This window comes from Cupriavidus sp. 21MJTG02-4, from assembly GCF_057798975.1.
In genome coordinates, this window is record NZ_JBYOJP010000006.1 from 253,573 (window position 1) to 271,207 (window position 17,635).

The window sequence follows — 17,635 nt, forward strand, 5'->3', positions numbered from 1 at the left end:
CACGGCGGGACAAGCCGCCGGCAGGCCGGTCCGGAGCGGCCGAACCCCGTGGCAGCGTGGCGGGGCGGCGACACCGGCAGGTAGATTCTTGCCCGGATACGGGATGGGGGGTACGGAAATGATCACGCATCGCTCGGATCTGAATGCCAACTATCTGCTCAATGCCTTGCCGCGCAGCGAATGGGAATCGCTGGCGCAGCACATCGAGCTGGTGCGCCTGCGTGCCGGCGAGTTGCTGACGGATTCGGGGCAGCGCATCGTCCATGTGTACTTCCCCACCACGTCGGTGGTGTCGCTGCTGTCCTTGCTGGAAGATGGCGCCACCGTGGAAATCGCCGCGGTCGGCAATGAAGGCCTGGTCGGCGTGCCGGTGGTGACCGGCGGCGACACCATGCCCTGCCGCGTGGAAGTGCGCAGCCCGGGCCTGGCCTACCGCGTCCCCGCGCGGCTGCTGCGCAGCGAGCTGCCGCGCACGCCCACGCTGCAACGGATCACGCTGCTCTACGTGCAGGCCATGCTCACGCAGATCGCGCAGACGGCCGCCTGCAACCGGCACCATTCGCTGAACAAGCAACTGTGCCGCTGGCTGCTGCTGGCGGTGGACCGGCTCAGTTCGAACGAGCTGGTGATCACGCAGCAGGTCATCGCGAACATGCTCGGCGTGCGCCGCGAAGGCGTGACCGAAGCCGCCGGCAAGCTCGAAGACCTTGGCCTGATCCATCACAGCCGCGGCCACATCACGGTGCTGGATCGCTGCGGCCTGGAGAAGCATTCCTGCGAGTGCTACAAGCTGGTCAAGCGCGAATACGACCGGCTGCTGCCGGCGCTGGCGCATGCCTGAGGCGGGAACCCGCACAAGAACCGCCATGGCCGGCGCCGCAGCACACGCTGCGTGTCCGGCCTTCATCGCTTTGAGGATGAGGAGTCGTGTCCGTGAGCAGACTGTCCTATGCCGGTGCACCGGCCGACCGGGAGATGCCCCGGCATGAAGCCCCGGTGGCGCGGGCCTTGCGGGCTCGCGTCCTGCTGGACCACCTGGGATGGATCGTCGCCGCCGGAGCGCTCGGCGCGGCCATCGGCGGCATGGCGGCGCTGTCGTCCCCGCTGGAATACCGTGCCCAGGCGCTGGTGCAGGTGGAAGGCAAGGATGGCGCCGCGCGCAATGCCGGGCAGACGCAGCCGGGCGCGCAGTTCGACGCCGGCCTGCTGCGCAGCCGTGCCATCGTGGCGCCGGTGGTCGAGGCACTGCACCTGGACATCACCGCGAAGCCGGTGCGCGCGCCGGTGCTCGGCGCGCTGTTCGAGCGATGGTCCACGCCGGGCCAGCCGCGCGGCACGTGGCTTGGCTATGCATGGGGCGGCGAGCGGCTCTTGCTGGACCGCCTGGCCGTGCCGGAGCGGCTGGTGGACCAGCCCATGATGTTCGAAGTGCTACGGGATGGCAGCTACCGCATCAGCAACCAGGACACCGCGCTGGTCGAAGGCGTGGTCGGCGAGAACGCCGCCGGCAACGGCGTGGAGCTGCGCGTGGCGCGCATCGAGGCCGCGCCCGGCACGCGCTTCCTGCTGACGCGCCATGATCCGGCCCGCACCGCCGATGCGATCCGGCAGGGCCTGGTCGTCGAGAGCGAAAGCGCCGAGTCCGGTGGCAGCACGGTCCGCGTCGCCTGGCAATCTCCGGAGCCGGGCGCCGCCGCCGCGCTCGTCAACGGCGTGACGGCCGCCTACATCAGCGGACAGACCGCCCAGCGCCGCGGCGACGTCGCCGACTCGCTGGCCTTCCTGACCGGCGAGTTGCCGCGCGTGCAGGCCGAACTCGCGCGCGCCGAAGAGGCGCAGAGCCGCTATCGCGCCCGCACCGGCTCGATGCAACCAAGCCGCGACGCGCAATCGTTCCTGAACAACAGCATGGAGTACCAGCGCCAGATCACCGCGCTCAGGATGGAACGGACCAAGCTGCTGCAGCGCTTCACCACGGATGCGAACGAGGTCAAGACCGTCGACAGCCAGATCCAGCAGATGACCCGCGATCGCGCCGAGATCGATGCCCGCATGCAGAGCCTGTCGGCCTCCGAACGCGAATCGGTGGCGCTGGCGCGCGACGTCAAGGTGGCCGAGGACATGTACATGACGCTGCGCACGAAAGTCGAGCAGTTGTCGCTGCAGCGCTCGGACAACTCGAGCCAGATGCGCCTGGTCGACAAGGCCATCGTCCCGGCGCGTTCGGTCGGTCCCGGAGCCTGGCCGTACGTCTGCGGCGGCCTGCTGCTGGGGCTGTGCCTTGGCGTGGCCGGCGTCGGCGTGCGCCAGCGCCTGAAGCCATCGCTGGCCACGGCCAACGATGCCGAGCAGCGGCTTGGCATTGCCATGCTGGGCGATGTCGCCTTCAGCGACGAACAGGCGGAGCTCGAACGCGAGATCGACGCCAAGCGGCGCCTGGGCATTGCCGCGGGCTTTGCCTTGCACGCGAACGGCCGCCTCGAGGCCCCGCGCGCCGGCACGGCGCTCGTCGATGCATCCGCCGCCGGCGAGTCCGACAGCGAATACGCGGAAAGCGAACGGCTGCTCAGGCAGGGACTGCATGACCATTTCCTGCTGGCCCGGCGCGCGCCGCATTCGCTCGCCGTGGAAGGGCTGCGCAGCTTGCGCGCGGCGCTGCATTTCTCGCTGCGTAGTGCGCCCGACGGCGTGGTGGCCGTGACCAGCCCCGCGGTGGGCGCGGGCAAGACGTTCTCCGCGGTCAATCTCGCGGTGCTGTTCGCCGAAGCCGGCCAGCGCGTGCTGCTGGTCGATGCGGACCTGCGCCGCGGAAAGATCGCCGACTGGTTCGACCAGCCGCCCGAAGGCGGGCTTGCCGAAGTCCTGGCCGGCCGCCTGCAGATTGCCGAGGCCGTCCGGCCGACCGTGGTCAGCGGGCTGTTCATCCTCACGCACGGCAAGACGCCAACCAACCCGTCCGAGCTGCTGATGCTGCCAACGCTGGCGGACAACCTGCGCCGCTGCGCGGGCCGCTTCGATTTGGTCATCGTCGACACGCCGCCCGTGATGGCGGTGGCGGACGCGACGCTGGTCGCCAGCCTGGCCGGATCGACGCTGCTGGTGATTCGCGCCGACGTCACGCCGGCGGAGCAGGTCAACGAAACCCTCAAGCGCCTGGCGCGCGCCGATGCGCGGCTGATGGGCGGCATCCTGAATGGCGTGGTGCAGCGGCGTAGCAACCGCGCGGATTTCAACAGCATCAATCCGTACCTCGGGATGCCCTTGCCGCGTTCCGCGATCAAGCATCCGGCGTTGACCAACCATGCCGACAAGGCGGCGGACGCATCGGGTACGAAGGCCGCATGAGGCAGCCCGGCGGCAGCCGGGCGTACCCGTTTCTGCGTGGCCCCATCCGCGTCCATTCGGCTTCCATTCGGCTTCCATTCGGCTTCCATTCGGCGTCAATTCGGCGTGCATTCCGAGTCCGATAGCGATCGGCGCGCGGTCCCATGCACGATCAGCTGTCCCCCGCTCGCGACGATGCACGGCTGCAACATCCGGGGCGAGCCGGTGATTCGAAGATGCAACGTTCGTGTGGCACCGCACCGATTTTTTCACCCGTCTTAGGCCCAATGGGTGAAACACGGGCCACAGGCTCGCCACGGGAGCGCAAGCATGAAAGCAGCCATACGTACCATCCTTTCGGAAGTCGCCCGGCTCGATGTACCGGTGGAGTCGTTGGACGACCAGGCCGACCTGTATGCGGCGGGACTTTCCTCGCTCGCCACCGTACATGTCATGCTGGCGATGGAGAACGAATTCGGCATCGAGATCCCTGACCGGCTGCTGACCCGCCAGTTGTTCCGCAGCATCAACTCGCTGGCCGCCGCGGCCGAGCTGATCAAGCAAGAACAGGAGGCCGCATGAAACCCGTCCTTGCCAGCGTGGAGCTGGCGCATCCGCGGCCCGATGTCATGGATGCCGGCGACTGGCTGGCCGCAGCGCATCGCGCGGTGCCCGAGGCGGCCCGCTTTGCCGACCAGGTTGACGGCGACGCGCGTTTTCCGCACGAAGCCTTCGCGGTGCTGCGCGAGCAGAAGCTGCTCGGCGCCATGGTGCCCGTGGCCTTCGGTGGGGGCGGCGCGTCCCTGGACACCATCGCAGGCGTCTGCCGCATCCTCGGAGGCGCCTGTGCCTCGACCGGGATGATCTACGCCATGCACCAGATCCAGGTGGCGTGCCTGGTCAACCATGCGAGCGACAGCGCATGGCATGCGCAGCTGTTGCGGCGCCTGGCCGGCGAACAGTTGCTGCTGGCTTCGGCCACGTCCGAAGAAGCCATCGGCGGCGCCTTGCGCAACAGCGGCTGCGCCATCAATGTCGACGGCGCCAGCCTGCACCTGCTCAAGATGGCGCCGACCATCTCCTATGGCGCGCACGCGGATGGCATTCTCGTGACCGCGCGGCGCAGTCCCGATGCTTCGCCATCGGACCAGGTCATGGTCAGCGTGCTCAAGCCCGACTATGCGCTGGAAAGCCTGTCCACGTGGGACACGCTGGGCATGCGCGGCACCTGCAGCAATGGCTACCGGCTGGAGGCACGTGGCCATACCGACCAGGTTCTCCCGGTGCCGTTTGGTGAAATCGCCGACGCCACCATGACGCCCGTGTCGCACATCCTGTGGTCCGCGTTGTGGACCGGCATAGCGGCCGATGCGGTGCAGCGTGCCAAGTCGCTGTTCCAGGGCCAGGCCCGCGCCCGCCCCGGAACGCTGCCGCCTTCGGCCACGCGCGTGGCCGAAGCCGTGGCCATCATCCAGATGCTGGAAGGCAGGCTCGCACTCGCGTTGACGCACCAGCGCGAACGTGACGCGGGCCAGAGCATGTCGGCGACTTTCAACCTGGCGGCGGAAATGAATGGCCTCAAGACCAGCGTGTCGGCCATGGCGCTGGAAGCGGTGCATATCGCGATGCTGGTCTGCGGCATGGCCGGCTACAAGCACGGCACGCCCTTCAGCCTGGGCCGCCACCTGCGCGACCTGTGGTCCGCGCCGCTCATGATCAACAACGATCGCATCCTGACCAATACCGCCAACCTGTTGCTGGCGGACCGGTCCGCGTAAGGGAACCGACCATGGAAAATGCCAGCAGCGCTTATGCGCCGGACGACGAATCGCCGGCCGCTTCCGGACACGGCTATACCTCGCCAAAGCCCGCGCCCGATCCGGACGCGGGGCGTCGCGCTTACCGGCAGGCGCTGATCGATGCGCGCGTGCTTTATCCGAGCGCGGTCGACGGCATCTACGGCCGAAGCGGCTTGTTCGAGAGCATTGCCGATGGCCTGAACGCCGCGGTGACCCGGCTTGGCGCCGATCAGCACGCGGAAGTGATGCGCTTTCCTCCGGCCATGCCGCGCCAGGATTTCGAGGCCAGCGAGTACCTCAAGAGCTTTCCGCAACTGGCGGGTACGGTGCATTGCTTCTGCGGCAGCGATCGCGACCACCACCGCCTGCTGGCGCGGCTCGAACAAGGCGAGGAATGGGCGGACCAGCAGCGCCCGACCGATGTCGTGCTGGCGCCCGCGGCGTGCTATCCGGTGTATCCGCTGATTGCGTCGCGCGGACCCATGCCCGTCGACGGGATGGTGGTCGACGTGCTCACGTACTGCTTCCGCCATGAGCCGTCGATTGATCCGGCACGCATGCAGATGTTCCGGCAGCGCGAATACGTGCGGCTTGGTACGGCCGAGCAGATCGTCGCGTTCCGTCAGGTGTGGATCGAGCGCGGCAAGCAGCTTGCCGGCATGCTGGAGCTGCCCCATGAGGTCGATCTGGCGAACGATCCGTTCTTTGGCCGCGGCGGCAAGATCGTCGCCGACAGCCAGCGCGAACTGAAGCTGAAGTTCGAACTGCTGGTGCCGATCAACGATGGCGCGCCCCCCACGGCCTGCATGAGCTTCAACTACCACATGGACCATTTTGCCCATGCGTGGCCCTTGCGCACGGCGGACGGCGAGCTGGCCCACACCGGTTGCGTCGGCTTCGGCATCGAGCGCCTGACGCTGGCGTTGCTGCGCCATCACGGCTTCGAGCTGGCGAAGTGGCCGCGGCGCGTGCGCGAGGCGCTCGGGGGCCTCTGACACGCCGCGACGAGTGCCTCATGACGCAGCACAACTGCCTGGGCACCAGCCGTGTGCCGATCTGGGGCGCCGTGCCGGCCGGCCGGCCAGGGATCGGCATCGTCAGTGCCCCGCTCGACGGGGCATGGACCTGGGCGCAAATGGCCGCCGGCGCCGCGCAAAGCCCCGCGGCCTTGCCGGCGGGCATTGCGTGGTTGCCGGCCCCGGTGCCGGGCACCGTCGCCGGCGCGCTGCGCGCCGCAGGGCGCTGGGACGACGCGGCACCGCCGCCCTTGCACGTGCACGACCATTGGTATCGCACGGCATTCGCCGGCCAGGGCCGCAAGACGCTGCGCTTCAACGGCCTGGCCACGGTCGCCGAAGTCTGGCTCAACGGCACGCTGGTCCTGAGCACGCGGCACATGTTTGTCGCGCACGAGGTCGAGGTCGACCTCGCCGGCGACAACGTGCTGCATATTTGCTTTCGCGCGCTCGAACCGTGGCTGCGCAAGCAGCGCGGTCCGGTGCGCTGGAAGCCAAGGATGATCGTGCCGCCGCAGTTGCGCGCGGTGCGCACCACGCTGCTCGGCCACATGCCGGGCTGGTGCCCGCCGGTCCATGCGGTCGGGCCCTGGCGGCCCGTGGAACTGCTTGACCCGGCCAGCGGCGATATCCTGCACGGCCTGCGCGCCGACCTGCGCACGCGCGTGCAGGAACGCGGTGGCGTGGTCTCGGTGCGCCTGCATTTTCCGGCCACGGCGCCCGCGTCGGGATCGTTCGAGGTCAGCGACGAATCGGGAAGCCGCCATCGGGGCGCGTTGACGCGAATCGATGGCCACACGCTGGAAGGTGCCATCCATATCGATCGCCCGCGGCTATGGTGGCCGCATACGCATGGCGAACCGCATCTCTACGGCGTCGAAGCGAGCATTGAAGGGCGCGGCGTCCACTGCGGCCGCGTGGGCTTTCGCAGTGTCTCGCTCGGTCTGACCGAGGCAACGGGCGAGTTCGCCCTGCACATCAATGGCGAGCGGATCTTCTGCCGCGGCGCCTGCATTTCCAGCGTGGACCTGCCCGGCCTGGCCGATACCGAAGAAGCGTCCAGGCGCTGGCTGGCACTGGCGCGCGCGGGCGGCATGAACATGGTTCGCGTGAGCGGCGTGACGTGCTATCCGGGCGACGCCTTCTATCGGGTTTGCGATGAACTGGGCGTGCTCGTCTGGCAAGACTTCATGTTTGCCAACTTCGATTACGGCAGCATCGGACCGGGCGTAGGCCTGACGGAAGATGCGGCGCGCGAAGTGGCCGAGTGGCTGACTTCGACCCGCACGCATCCGTCGATCGCGGTGGTCTGCGGTGCCAGCGAAGCGGAGCAGCAGGCCGCCATGCTAGGGGCCGCGCGCAGTGACTGGAAGCAACCGCTGTTCGATGCCTTGATGCCGGACCTGGTTGCCACGCATCGGCCCGATGTCGTGTACGTCGGCAACTCGCCCAGTGGCGGCGCCTTGCCGTTCCAGCCCGATACCGGCGTCAGCCACTATTACGGCGTCGGGGCCTACCAGCGGCCGCTGGCCGACGCGCGGCTGGCGCAGGTACGGTTCGCCTCCGAATGCCTGGCCTTCTCCAATGTCCCGTGCGACCGCACGCTCGCGGAGAGCGGTTCGCCCCCGCTGCATTCGCCGCGCTGGAAAGCAAGGGTGCCGCGCGATGCCGGCGCCTCGTGGGACTTCGAGGATGTGCGCGAACACTACCTGCGCACCTTGTATGACGTCGATCCCGCGCGCCTGCGCTATGAACAGCCGCAGCGCTACCTGATGCTGTCGCGCGCGGTGGTGGCCGAAGTGATGAGCGATGTCTTCGCCGAATGGCGGCGCGTCGGCTCGAGTTGCGCGGGCGGGCTGGTCTGGCAGTTCCAGGATCTGCTGCCGGGTGCCGGCTGGGGCATCGTCGATGCGTGCGGCAGGCCCAAATCGGCCTGGCACGCGCTGAGGCAGGCGTGGCAGCCGCTTCAGGTTCTGATCACCGATGAAGGCCTGAACGGCCTGCACCTGCACGTGCTCAACGAAACGGCGCAGGCGCGTGCGTTGTGGCTGGAGCTGCGTTGCCTGCGCGATGGCGAGGTCGTCGTGGCACAGGCGCGCCAGCGGGTCGAGCTGCCTGCCCACGGCGCGGCCTGCGTAGAGGCGGCCGCGCTGCTCGACCGGTTCTTCGATTTCACCTATGCCTACCGCTTCGGCCCGCCCACGCACGACGTGGTGCAGGCAACGCTGCGCGCGGAGGAGGGTGGCGCGCCGCTGAGCCAGGCCGTGTACCTGCCTGATCGTCGCGCCGCCGCACTCAAGGCGCCGGATCTGCAGGCCCGGCTCGAACGCGTGGATGACGACTGGTGGCTCACCGTCACGGCCCGGCGCTTTGCGCGCTGGGTGCATATCGAAGACCGCAGCTACGACGCCAGCGAGAACTGGTTTCATCTCGCGCCGGGCGACAGCCGGCGGCTTCGACTCGTGTTCGATGGCAAGGCCGGCGGCGATGCCGCGCCGGCGCCCTCTGGCGAAATCTACGCGCTCAACGCCGAGCACCCGCTTGGCTACGACGGATAGCGGCTCGGCTCACTGCATGCCCGATGTGGTGCGCGTGATTCCCGTCGGCGGCGAGGCGACGAGAATTGCCGAAGGCTTCAGGCGGCCGCCGCGACTGCGGGGCCGAAGGCCGCAACCAGGTTGTCGACGGTCTTCTCGTAGCCGGATTCCAACGCCTCCAGGCTCTGCGTGCAAGGATCGGCGCGGCGACGCGCGACGGCACGGGCCAGGCGGAACTGCAGCACCTTTGCTTCCGTCGCGATGGCGCTTGCCGTCTCGGCGGCCTCGGCCGTCAACGGTGTACCGCGGCCCTGCTCGCCGAGCCACCGCAGCCAGTGATGCAGCATCTCGAAGTTCGCACCGAGCTGACGGGGCAGGTTGAAGGTGTAGAGGTGGAAGTAGGCTTCGTCACGCGCCAGCAGCGTGTCCATGTGCGCGTCGAATTCCTGCCGCCAGTGGCTGACCGGATTGATGACGGGCAGCCGCTCCAGGTGCTGGCGCATCAGCGCGACCGCGGCATCTGCCATGGCCGGCATGGCCAGCGCCGGCCGTACGCGCTTGGCGCATTCGGCATAGGGAAAGAGGATGTTGCCGTTGCCGCTCAGTTCCGGCGACAGCCGCAACAGGCCGCGATAGTCCTCGTCCTGCGCGCTGTGATAGCCCAGGCTGTGGAAATACGAGAGCCGTTGCGCCTGGGGATTGATGTAGTCGATCGCCACCGTGGTCTTGACGTGCTCGCGCCGGTACGCCGTGGCGTGCGTATCGGGCAGGTAGAAGCTGTCGACCTCGACCAGCACCGTATGGCCGCGCTCGACCTGCGCGACGACATGCGCCAGCAGCGTGTCATAGACCGCCATTTCCTGGACCACCGTGCCGTACAGCGTTTCCAGGTCGGCTTGCGGATACTTGAAGAAGGTGAAGTGGTCGCCTTCGAAGTCCTGCGCCACCGTGAACGGCAGCGCGGCGCGCGGATCGAGACCCCACGCGTGCAGCAGTTCGACCCACAGGTCGATATAGCAGTTGGTTTCCTGCCAGATCGCATCGGGACCGTGCAACGGGTGGGGGGGAAGAGCGACGGGCGTGGTGGCGTCGAGTCCGCCACCGCCTTCGCTGGGTACGGTCGTAGATTTCATTTGGATCCTCTGCACCGGTCAACGTCGGGCGCGCGGCAAGCCCGATCGTCGAGGCTGACTGTACCGATGCAGGCGGGTGGCATCGGTGCGCTCTCCAACAGATGCCCGGCGCCTCGCAGGCATGGGCATACCGGAACACCACCGCATGTGTGGGACGGGCAACAGTGTTGCCGTTTGCCGAGCGCCAGAATGTCAGGACAAAGCCCCCGTTCGGGGCATACATAGCCGTCCAGGCCACGATCGGGAGCGCACGAACCATGTCCAAGCCAATGCTGTCTTCCGTCCAGTGCCTGCGTGCCATCGCAGCGATGGCCGTCGTTGCCTACCATTGCGCTGCCACCATACAGATCCACGGCTGGAAACCGGGGATCGTGAGCCACGCGTCCGCGTGGGGATGGGCGGGCGTCGACATCTTCTTCTTTATCTCCGGCTTCGTCATGGTGATGACGACTGCGGGGCGAGACCGGGGCATGGTGGCGACAAGGGAATTCATGGCCGCCCGGATCGCGCGGATTGCCCCGATGTACTGGCTGCTCACGAGCCTGATGCTGGCGATCGTGTGGTTCGTGCCGGGCCTGAAGACGACGGAGTTCACGCTGACGCAAGCGGTGACTTCGTATCTCTTCATTCCCTATGAGGTCCGGGAAAGCGGCAGCTATTACCCGATCCTCTATGTTGGCTGGACGCTGACCTACGAGATGTTTTTCTATGCGGTGTTTGCCGTGTCGATCTGCTTTGCGGAATCACGCAGCCGGCTGGTCCTCATCGCTTTCTTCGCGGGGCTTTCGGCCCTGTCATTGACGCGGCCGTCGGCGTACATCTTCAGGTTCCTGACCGATCCGTTGTTGCTGGAGTTCATATTCGGCTGCGTCTTCGCCTGGGCCTATCGATCCGGCTTCAGAGTCTCCGCGCGGACGTCGGCCATCATCATTGCCGCCGGTGTGCTGGGGTTCTGCGTCGGGACGCCTAGCTCCGACATGGCGCACAGGGTCGTATGTGCGGGGATTCCGGCAGCGCTATTGGTCTCTGGGGTGATCCTCCGGGAAGCCGCGGGCGGCTGGAAAGGTAGTGACCTCCTGCAGCAGGTCGGGGACGCATCATATTCACTGTACCTGCTGCAGGCGTTCACGATTCCTGCGTTTGCACGGGTGCTCGCCGGAGCGGACAAACATCGCTTCCTGCCAGGGGACCTGATCTGTCTATCGCTCGTGTTTGCGTCGGTGCTTGTGGCGGCCTTTGTCTATCGCACCGTTGAACGTCCTGTCGATATCAGGGTACGCGCGTGGATCCGGGACTATCGGCAGGTGCGTGCCGCCGATCATGCCGCGCTGGCGAAACAGGCGGCCGGGGTCACGCAGCGCGACCACGGGATGTAAGGGTGAAGTGCACACTGTGCCCGCCGCCACATATCGTTCATCGGGAGGCGTTTGCGCTCGATTATATTTATCGAATGGTGCAGATCGGCCAGGGTCTGTCTTTGCGCAGAGGGCCGGCGCACGATATCAGGCGGGTGACGAGCCTCGTCTTGCGGTGTTCCGCATCCAGGCTGCGAACGTAGTGGCTTGCCTCGCCAAAAGGCCGACTTTCAATGATTGGCAGGAAGCATCATGAAGCGCATCTTTGACATCGTCCTCTCCGTGGTGGGCCTGTTGCTGCTCGCCATTCCTCTTCTTGTCCTGATCTGCGCCGTCCGCCGCAAGCTGGGCACGCCGGTCTTCTTCCGGCAAGTGCGGCCAGGACTGCATGGCCAGCCCTTTCATATCGTCAAGTTCCGCACCATGACCGATGCGCGCGGGCCGGATGGCGAGTTGCTGCCCGACCCGGACCGGCTCACGAAATTCGGTGCGTTCCTTCGCGCTACCAGTCTCGACGAGCTGCCCGAGCTCTGGAACGTCCTCAAGGGAGATATGAGCCTGGTGGGTCCGCGTCCGCTGTTGATGGAGTACTTGCCGCTTTACTCGCCGGAACAGGCGCGTCGCCACGACGTTCGTCCAGGCATCACCGGGCTGGCACAAATTAGCGGGCGCAACGCGATCAGCTGGGAGGAGAAATTCAGGCTGGATGTGTGGTACGTGGACCATGTGTCCGTCTGGCTGGATATCGTGGTGCTGTGGCGGACGGTCAACAAGGTGCTGGCGCGGGACGGGATCAGTGCGGCGGGAGAGTTTTCAGCGCCGCGGTTCAGGGGGAGCCCGCGGCATGCGGCGGATGCCGATGTTGTGTGACACCGGGGCCAATGGCCGAAGGAGCGGAGTATCGCGCGGCACCAACAACAATGAGCTGGAGGAGCCGTAGTGCAGCTTTCCTGGCATATGGTTGTGCATCTCGGAGAAGCCTCGCTCATGTTCCCGCTCGCCGGAGTCATCGTGTTCCGGTTCGCCTGGCAGGGCCACTGGCGCAGGGCGTTCCGCTGGGTTTTTTCGCTGGGGGTGGGCACCGCCGCCATCCTCCTCGGCAAGCTGGCATTCGAGCTAGGCGGATGGTCCGTACCGTCCGCAAACGTCTACAGCGTCAGCGGACACGCCATGCTTACCGCGGCGGTCTATCCTGTCCTGTTCGCAGTATCCGGTGAAGCCTGGAGTTCCCGCGCCGCGCGGCTGGGTGCGCTTTGCGGCGTAGGCATGGCCCTGATGGCGGCCGTGGCCTTGGTCGCGGGGCGCTATCACACGGTTTCGGAAACACTGATCGGCATGAGCGTGGGATTCATCGTGGCGTGGGCGAACCTGCGCCGCCCGCGGCGCTGGCTGTCGATCGACCGACCTCCTGCGATCGCACGGCTGGTGCTGTGCGCGGTTCTGGTCGTGATGATCCCCGTGTCGCTGTATCCCATCAGGACCCGCCTGTTGTCGCATGGGATGACCTGGCTGGGCGTTTCCGAGCGCTATACCAGGATCATCGGCATTGACCCGGCCTCCGGCCGCACCATCGTGACGGTGGTGCCGCTGCCGCTGCCTTCATACCGGAAGACTTCCGAGCTGTTCTGATGCCCGTGCCCGTCACGCCTCGCGAATGCGGCGCGACGTGATCTGGTACGCGCCGGAGGTGATGAACTGACGGTCCTTCGTGCTGGCCGAGACGCCGGTGTGAGAGTCAACGGTGCACTCGGCGCCGATCTTCACACCGGGATAGAGCGTGGCGCGGGTACCCAGGAAGCATCCGGGGCCAATCGCGGTGTCGCCATTGAGCACCGCATAGGGCGACAGGACCGAGCAGGCCCCCACGCGGGAACCGTGGCCGACTCCGCAAAAGACGTTGGTGACGACGCCGTCCTCCACGATCGCGTTGCGGCTGATCACGGTGAAGGGCAAGACCAGCACGCCAACGCCAAGGGTTGCGGTATGCGATACAAGAGCGGTGCCGTGGATGTATGACGGAACGGCTATTCCATGCTCCAGCATCCATGCGAGTACAGCCTGCCGCGCCGCGGGAGATCCGATTGCGACCAGGACGGCCTGGTGTGGTGCGGGACGGAACGGCTTGATGGGCCCCAGATAGGGCAGTGCGATGCCGGCCGGGACGGCGCCCGGCCTGTCATCGATAAACCCCGCGACATCGGGGCCACCATCGGCGGCTTCGCTCTGCAGATAGTCGTAGAGTTCCAGACCAAGGCCGCCGGAACCGGCAATGACTAAGGACGAAATCCTGGATGCATGAACAAGTGGCATGGCTGCGTGACTCCCGGGCGATACGAGGCTCGTCGGCGCCACCGGTGGCGACCCGGGAGCCGGAGTGCTCCAACATGGGCGTTCCGGTCATCACGCACGCTTGCTTTGCACACCACCGTATTCGCTGAGATAGCGATACTTGCTGAAATAGTAATGGGACCGGTACCAGCGCCCTTCGATCACGAGTCCGTTGAACAGCACGCCCTTGACGTCCGAGCCCGCCTGGCGAATCGCCCGTCGCGCGGCGACCAGTTCGCTGATGGTGCTCTGCTCCGCGCGGGCTACGAGGAACACCGCACCGGCCTTGGCGGCCAATATGCCTGCGTCCGCAGCGGCAAGCACCGGAGGCGTATCGATGATAACGAGGTCATAGCGTGAGCGCAGCTGCTCCAGCAGCGAGTCCATGGCCGGGCTTAGCAAGATATCCGCCGCATGCGGCGGTTTGGCGCCGGTAGAGATGAAGTCGAGCCCCGGTGCGACCTGACGCTGCAAGACGCGCTCAAGCGGTGCGCCCATCAACAGCTCGGTCAAGCCTGGTTCGAGCTTGGCATCGAACGAGGTATGCAGGCCGCCTCTGCGCAGGTCGGCATCGATGACGACCACCCGGCGCCCGGCGGCGGCAATGGCGGCGAAGTTGGCACTGATGAAGGATTTGCCGACGCCTGGTGCCGGGCCGGAGATCACGACGGTCTTGCTGTTGCTGCCCGCCAGTGCGAACTGCAGTGCGGTGCGGAAGCTGCGCAGGCTCTCCATGGCCGGATCATCGGGTTGCTGCTCCGCCAGCAACCGGCCGGAAGCCGGCGCAGTCGGCTGCTGTTTGCTGAACGGAATGGTCGCGTAGACGGTCATGCCGGTCTGCCGCTCGATTTCATCCGGGTCGGCCACACCACCGGCCAAGGTATGCCGGCCAATGACCACAAGCAGTCCCGCCATGAGCCCCAGGGCCACCGACATGCCGGCGATCATTCCGCGGTTGGGCCGAACCGGCAGGAACGGCGCTTCGGCCGGATCGACAATGCGTGCGGTCCCGACCTTGCTCGCCTTGACGAGCTTGAGCTGTTGGACGTCATTCAGAAGCGACTGGAGCATCTCGGTGCTGACCTTGACGTCGCGCATCAGGCGCAGCACGTTCTGCTCGACATCCGGCAGCTTCTGGATGCGACCGGACACGCCGTTGAGTTGCGCAGTCAGGCTGGCAATCTGATTGTCGGTCAGTTCAATGGCCGGGTGGTGAGCCGTAAATCGGGCGGCCAGTTCCTGGCGCTTCTGCCTCAGTTCCTGCAGTTTCGTCTGGATCTGCACGGACTGGGACAGGATCAGCCTGGACTCTTCGCTCAGGTCGACGGTCCCGCGCTGGTTGCGCATCGCGTTGTAGCGGGTCTCCGCTGTCTCAACCTGCTGCTTCAGTTGCGGCAGTTGCTGTTCGAGGAAGGCCAGCGACTTTTCCGCCTCCGCGGCTTTGCGTCGAACGTTCTGGTCGACATAGGCCTTGCCGATCTCGTTGAGGATCGCTGCCGTCGTCTCGGCTGAAGCCCCCTCCAGCGTCACGCCGATCACGCCGCTCTGCTTGCCTCGCTCACTGATCACCAGCTGGCTCTGCAACTTCGTAATGGCGGCGCTGCGCGGTATGCTGCGAAGCACGAACTGGCTGCCAGGTCGCCCATCGAGCTGGCTCACCAGCAACTGGACCGTCCCCGATGGGGTCTTGACGGTCAGCGGCACGCCAACCTTTCCGGACGCCTCCACGCCATTGCTCGTCAGGTTGAGCCGATACTGGCCATCGTCGAGTGCGGTCAGCAGGATCTTGCGATTCTCCATCGTCGGCGGCACGTCGAGCTGCGTTACCGTAATCGACTCATGTCCCCACGCGAAGCCACCCATCCCGAACAGCCCCGGCGTGGACAGGTCGGCATTGAGGCTCGCGATGGAGGCGCCAATCAGGGGGAAATACTTAGGGGTCGCCTCGATGAGCAGGCGCAGGTCGTCAACGGCCTTGCCGACCACCATCCGCGAGCGCAGCAGCTCGATCTCCGCGCTGGGCGCCGGCTTGACATCAAACACGGTCGAAAGTCCCGCCGACTGCTTGTTCTGCGGATTGCCGCCGCTGTAGTCTTCGACCTGCACGATCATGTCGGCGCGGTATGCTGGCTTGGCCACGAGTGCATAAACGAGTCCTATGCAGATGACCAGCCCGGCCACTGCGAGGAAGGTGCGTCGATAGCGCACGAGCACATCGACATAGGCGGTCAGATCCACAACAGCGGTGTCCTCCTCGTCGACGTTGTCCGGGACATTGCTCTGCTTCTCCAACGATCTCATGATGCCTCCCCGTTGCGGTCAGTCTGGACCACGGTTCCTAGCTGCGTGGACCACGACGCGACCCCCAGCTTGATCAATTCCAGCACGATGGCAAACATGCCGAGCGAGCATCCGAACGGGTCGGGTACATCGGCGCGCGCAAATTCACAGAGCCGATAGGTCTTCCCCTGCGCCTCCGGATACAGCTGCTCGAGCTCGTCGCGTTGCCTGCTTTCCATGACAAGGATCAGGTCCGCAGTCGCCACCTGTGCGGCATCGACGGCACGCGCGCGGTGGTTGGCCAGCCCACAGCCCTCGCGTCCCAGCACCCTGACGGCGCGCGGGTCAGCGGGCGCGCCGACCGGCGCTGCCAGGCCGGCCGATGCCACCTCGCAATCAGGCAAGGCACGGCTGAGCAGGCACGCCGCCATCGGGCTGCGACAGATATTGCCGATGCATACCACCAGGATTGACCGGACCATTTTCTTGGGTTGTCCTACTTCACGGCCGTAGCCGCGCCAATGATCGGCTGCGTCGATGGAAGCAGCAGGTTGATCACGCGGCTCCAGCGCACCACTTCGCGCGCATCGACGTAAACCACATCCTTTGGCTCGAGCTCGAAGCCTTCCGCGATGGCCAACGCCGCGGGAGAGTTGCCGTCCAGGTGAAAGACCGTGGGCTCTCCGCCAGCGGCTTTCCGGATCACGAAGATCTGCTCCGCATTGGCGGTGCCCGGGTTGACACCCCCCGCATCGCCGAGGGCCTCGTTCAGGGTCATGCGCCCGTTGCGCATCAACAGCGATGCCGGACGCACGACCTCGCCAGTGACGAAGATCTTGTTGTCTTCACGCTGCTCCACGCGCACGAGATCGCCGGAGCGAAGCAGGATGCGAGAGGGATCGACGCCCTTTGCGAGCAATGCCGGCATGTTGACGTACCAGCTGCGCTCGCCGCGCGTCACGCGTACGCGGCTGTTGTCCCCGCTCTGGCTCAGGACACCGCCTGCGCGGTTGATCGCTTCCACCAGTGTCATCGGCGCATCATCGATCGCCTGCGTTCCGGGAATCTTGACTTCGCCATCGACATAGACGCGCTGGCTGCGGAAGCCAAGCACGCGCACGGTCATCTGCGGATCCCGGACCACGCGTGACAGGACACGCGCCATCTGGTCGCGCACCTGGTTGGCGGTCTTGCCGGAGACATGCATGACCCCCGCGTAGGGGAACTGGATGTCGCCCTGCGCACTGACCACATAGCCCGGCACGTTGGACTGGCCACTGGAGGCGGGGATCTCGAACGAGGCGCCGATGCTGTACGTCTGGGTGGGAAAAACGAGTTCCGGATGGTCCCACACCACGACGGAAATGATATCGCCCGGGCCGATCTTGTATGGCTCGGGCTTCGCGAACAGTTCCTCGACGTGCTCGTTGTCCGGTTTGGACTTGTTGCGCAATTCGCGCACCAGGTCGAGCGTGATGGGGGTGATATGCGGCACGGCGTCCGGACCAATCGCGTCCACGGGGGCCTTGGTGTCGAAGTACATGCCTGGCGATGCGGCGCACGCGGCCAGCAATCCGGCCGAAGCGACGATGACGATCCTGGATAAGGCGCTGCGGCTACGCACGGCGCATGCGCGAATGGCCTGGAGCATGAGCGAGTTCATGGAAGTCCCCCTCCTTGTCGGCAAGTCGACAACACGTAAGCCGAGTTTCCTGAGGGAATCGTAGGCAAGCCTATCGGGCTATTCGGTGCGGTGGCTCACATTGCATAAAAGGGGGGAAGTGAAGGACGGGCGGCAGCGTCGCTGCGCAGTGTTGCGTGTAAGGCGCATCTCACCGGGGTCCCCGAAGCGTTTGTCTGCCG

The 17,635-nt window shown here is 66.2% G+C and carries 14 protein-coding genes; 9 read left to right on the forward strand and 5 right to left on the reverse strand.

The features are described 5' to 3' along the window. Window positions 1–118 precede the first annotated feature (118 nt). The 6 genes from AC3FKH_RS14880 to AC3FKH_RS14905 all read left to right on the forward strand — a co-directional run bounded on the left by AC3FKH_RS14880 (window position 119) and on the right by AC3FKH_RS14905 (window position 8,697). On the forward strand, window positions 119–841 hold the full coding sequence (locus tag AC3FKH_RS14880) for a Crp/Fnr family transcriptional regulator (RefSeq protein ID WP_483712814.1): 723 nt from the start codon (window positions 119–121) through the stop codon (window positions 839–841). Between the two features lie 92 nt (window positions 842–933). Continuing rightward, window positions 934–3,345, forward strand: a complete 2,412-nt coding sequence (locus AC3FKH_RS14885; protein WP_488676646.1) for a polysaccharide biosynthesis tyrosine autokinase — start codon at window positions 934–936, stop codon at window positions 3,343–3,345. 309 nt (window positions 3,346–3,654) lie between these two features. Next, window positions 3,655–3,906, forward strand: a complete 252-nt coding sequence (locus AC3FKH_RS14890; RefSeq protein ID WP_483712812.1) for an acyl carrier protein — start codon at window positions 3,655–3,657, stop codon at window positions 3,904–3,906. Beyond that, window positions 3,903–5,102 carry an acyl-CoA dehydrogenase family protein gene (locus AC3FKH_RS14895; RefSeq protein WP_488676648.1) on the forward strand — a complete coding sequence of 400 codons (1,200 nt, stop codon included), beginning with the start codon at window positions 3,903–3,905 and terminating at the stop codon, window positions 5,100–5,102. The genes AC3FKH_RS14890 and AC3FKH_RS14895 overlap by 4 nt, the downstream gene beginning before the upstream one ends. An 11-nt stretch (window positions 5,103–5,113) precedes the next feature. Beyond that, window positions 5,114–6,118 carry an amino acid--[acyl-carrier-protein] ligase gene (locus AC3FKH_RS14900; protein WP_488676649.1) on the forward strand — a complete coding sequence of 335 codons (1,005 nt, stop codon included), beginning with the start codon at window positions 5,114–5,116 and terminating at the stop codon, window positions 6,116–6,118. Between the two features lie 20 nt (window positions 6,119–6,138). Then, window positions 6,139–8,697: a beta-mannosidase gene (locus tag AC3FKH_RS14905; protein WP_488676650.1), complete on the forward strand. Its 2,559-nt coding sequence runs from the start codon at window positions 6,139–6,141 to the stop codon at window positions 8,695–8,697. 77 nt (window positions 8,698–8,774) lie between these two features. On the opposite strand, the gene AC3FKH_RS14910 is transcribed toward AC3FKH_RS14905, so the two are convergent. Continuing rightward, window positions 8,775–9,809 carry a DUF1839 family protein gene (locus tag AC3FKH_RS14910; RefSeq protein WP_488676652.1) on the reverse strand — a complete coding sequence of 345 codons (1,035 nt, stop codon included), beginning with the start codon at window positions 9,807–9,809 and terminating at the stop codon, window positions 8,775–8,777. 257 nt (window positions 9,810–10,066) lie between these two features. Here AC3FKH_RS14910 and AC3FKH_RS14915 point away from each other — a divergent pair, with 257 nt between their 5' ends. From AC3FKH_RS14915 to AC3FKH_RS14925, 3 genes are all read left to right on the forward strand, one after another. Further along, on the forward strand, window positions 10,067–11,185 hold the full coding sequence (locus AC3FKH_RS14915) for an acyltransferase family protein (protein ID WP_488676654.1): 1,119 nt from the start codon (window positions 10,067–10,069) through the stop codon (window positions 11,183–11,185). 231 nt (window positions 11,186–11,416) lie between these two features. Beyond that, on the forward strand, window positions 11,417–12,034 hold the full coding sequence (locus AC3FKH_RS14920; protein ID WP_488676656.1) for a sugar transferase: 618 nt from the start codon (window positions 11,417–11,419) through the stop codon (window positions 12,032–12,034). Between the two features lie 117 nt (window positions 12,035–12,151). Further along, window positions 12,152–12,793 (forward strand): phosphatase PAP2 family protein, encoded by a 642-nt coding sequence (locus AC3FKH_RS14925; RefSeq protein ID WP_488676657.1) that lies wholly within the window; start codon window positions 12,152–12,154, stop codon window positions 12,791–12,793. A 12-nt stretch (window positions 12,794–12,805) separates the two neighbouring features. Here the strand turns inward: AC3FKH_RS14925 and AC3FKH_RS14930 are convergent, their stop codons facing one another. The 4 genes from AC3FKH_RS14930 to AC3FKH_RS14945 form a co-directional block, all read right to left on the reverse strand. Then, window positions 12,806–13,474, reverse strand: coding sequence for an acetyltransferase (locus tag AC3FKH_RS14930; RefSeq protein WP_488676658.1), 669 nt, complete (start codon window positions 13,472–13,474; stop codon window positions 12,806–12,808). A 90-nt stretch (window positions 13,475–13,564) separates the two neighbouring features. Beyond that, window positions 13,565–15,793, reverse strand: coding sequence for a polysaccharide biosynthesis tyrosine autokinase (locus AC3FKH_RS14935; RefSeq protein ID WP_488676659.1), 2,229 nt, complete (start codon window positions 15,791–15,793; stop codon window positions 13,565–13,567). Further along, entirely contained in the window at window positions 15,790–16,254 is a 465-nt protein-coding gene (locus tag AC3FKH_RS14940; RefSeq protein ID WP_488676660.1) for a low molecular weight protein-tyrosine-phosphatase, read from the reverse strand. Before AC3FKH_RS14940 ends, AC3FKH_RS14935 begins: the two co-directional genes overlap by 4 nt. Window positions 16,255–16,268: 14 nt before the next feature. Next, window positions 16,269–17,423, reverse strand: a complete 1,155-nt coding sequence (locus tag AC3FKH_RS14945; protein ID WP_488676794.1) for a polysaccharide biosynthesis/export family protein — start codon at window positions 17,421–17,423, stop codon at window positions 16,269–16,271. Between the last annotated feature and the right edge of the window lie 212 nt (window positions 17,424–17,635).

Excerpts from the sequence above, each read along its gene's own strand:
- AC3FKH_RS14880 (WP_483712814.1), top strand. The coding sequence starts at position 119 with ATGATCACGCATCGCTCGGATCTGAATGCCAACTATCTGCTCAATGCC.
- AC3FKH_RS14890 (WP_483712812.1), top strand. The coding sequence starts at position 3,655 with ATGAAAGCAGCCATACGTACCATCCTTTCGGAAGTCGCCCGGCTCGAT.
- AC3FKH_RS14895 (WP_488676648.1), top strand. The coding sequence starts at position 3,903 with ATGAAACCCGTCCTTGCCAGCGTGGAGCTGGCGCATCCGCGGCCCGAT.
- AC3FKH_RS14900 (WP_488676649.1), top strand. The coding sequence starts at position 5,114 with ATGGAAAATGCCAGCAGCGCTTATGCGCCGGACGACGAATCGCCGGCC.
- AC3FKH_RS14905 (WP_488676650.1), top strand. The coding sequence starts at position 6,139 with ATGACGCAGCACAACTGCCTGGGCACCAGCCGTGTGCCGATCTGGGGC.
- AC3FKH_RS14910 (WP_488676652.1), bottom strand. The coding sequence starts at position 9,809 with ATGAAATCTACGACCGTACCCAGCGAAGGCGGTGGCGGACTCGACGCC.
- AC3FKH_RS14915 (WP_488676654.1), top strand. The coding sequence starts at position 10,067 with ATGTCCAAGCCAATGCTGTCTTCCGTCCAGTGCCTGCGTGCCATCGCA.
- AC3FKH_RS14920 (WP_488676656.1), top strand. The coding sequence starts at position 11,417 with ATGAAGCGCATCTTTGACATCGTCCTCTCCGTGGTGGGCCTGTTGCTG.
- AC3FKH_RS14925 (WP_488676657.1), top strand. The coding sequence starts at position 12,152 with ATGTTCCCGCTCGCCGGAGTCATCGTGTTCCGGTTCGCCTGGCAGGGC.
- AC3FKH_RS14930 (WP_488676658.1), bottom strand. The coding sequence starts at position 13,474 with ATGCCACTTGTTCATGCATCCAGGATTTCGTCCTTAGTCATTGCCGGT.
- AC3FKH_RS14935 (WP_488676659.1), bottom strand. The coding sequence starts at position 15,793 with ATGAGATCGTTGGAGAAGCAGAGCAATGTCCCGGACAACGTCGACGAG.
- AC3FKH_RS14940 (WP_488676660.1), bottom strand. The coding sequence starts at position 16,254 with ATGGTCCGGTCAATCCTGGTGGTATGCATCGGCAATATCTGTCGCAGC.
- AC3FKH_RS14945 (WP_488676794.1), bottom strand. The coding sequence starts at position 17,423 with ATGCTCCAGGCCATTCGCGCATGCGCCGTGCGTAGCCGCAGCGCCTTA.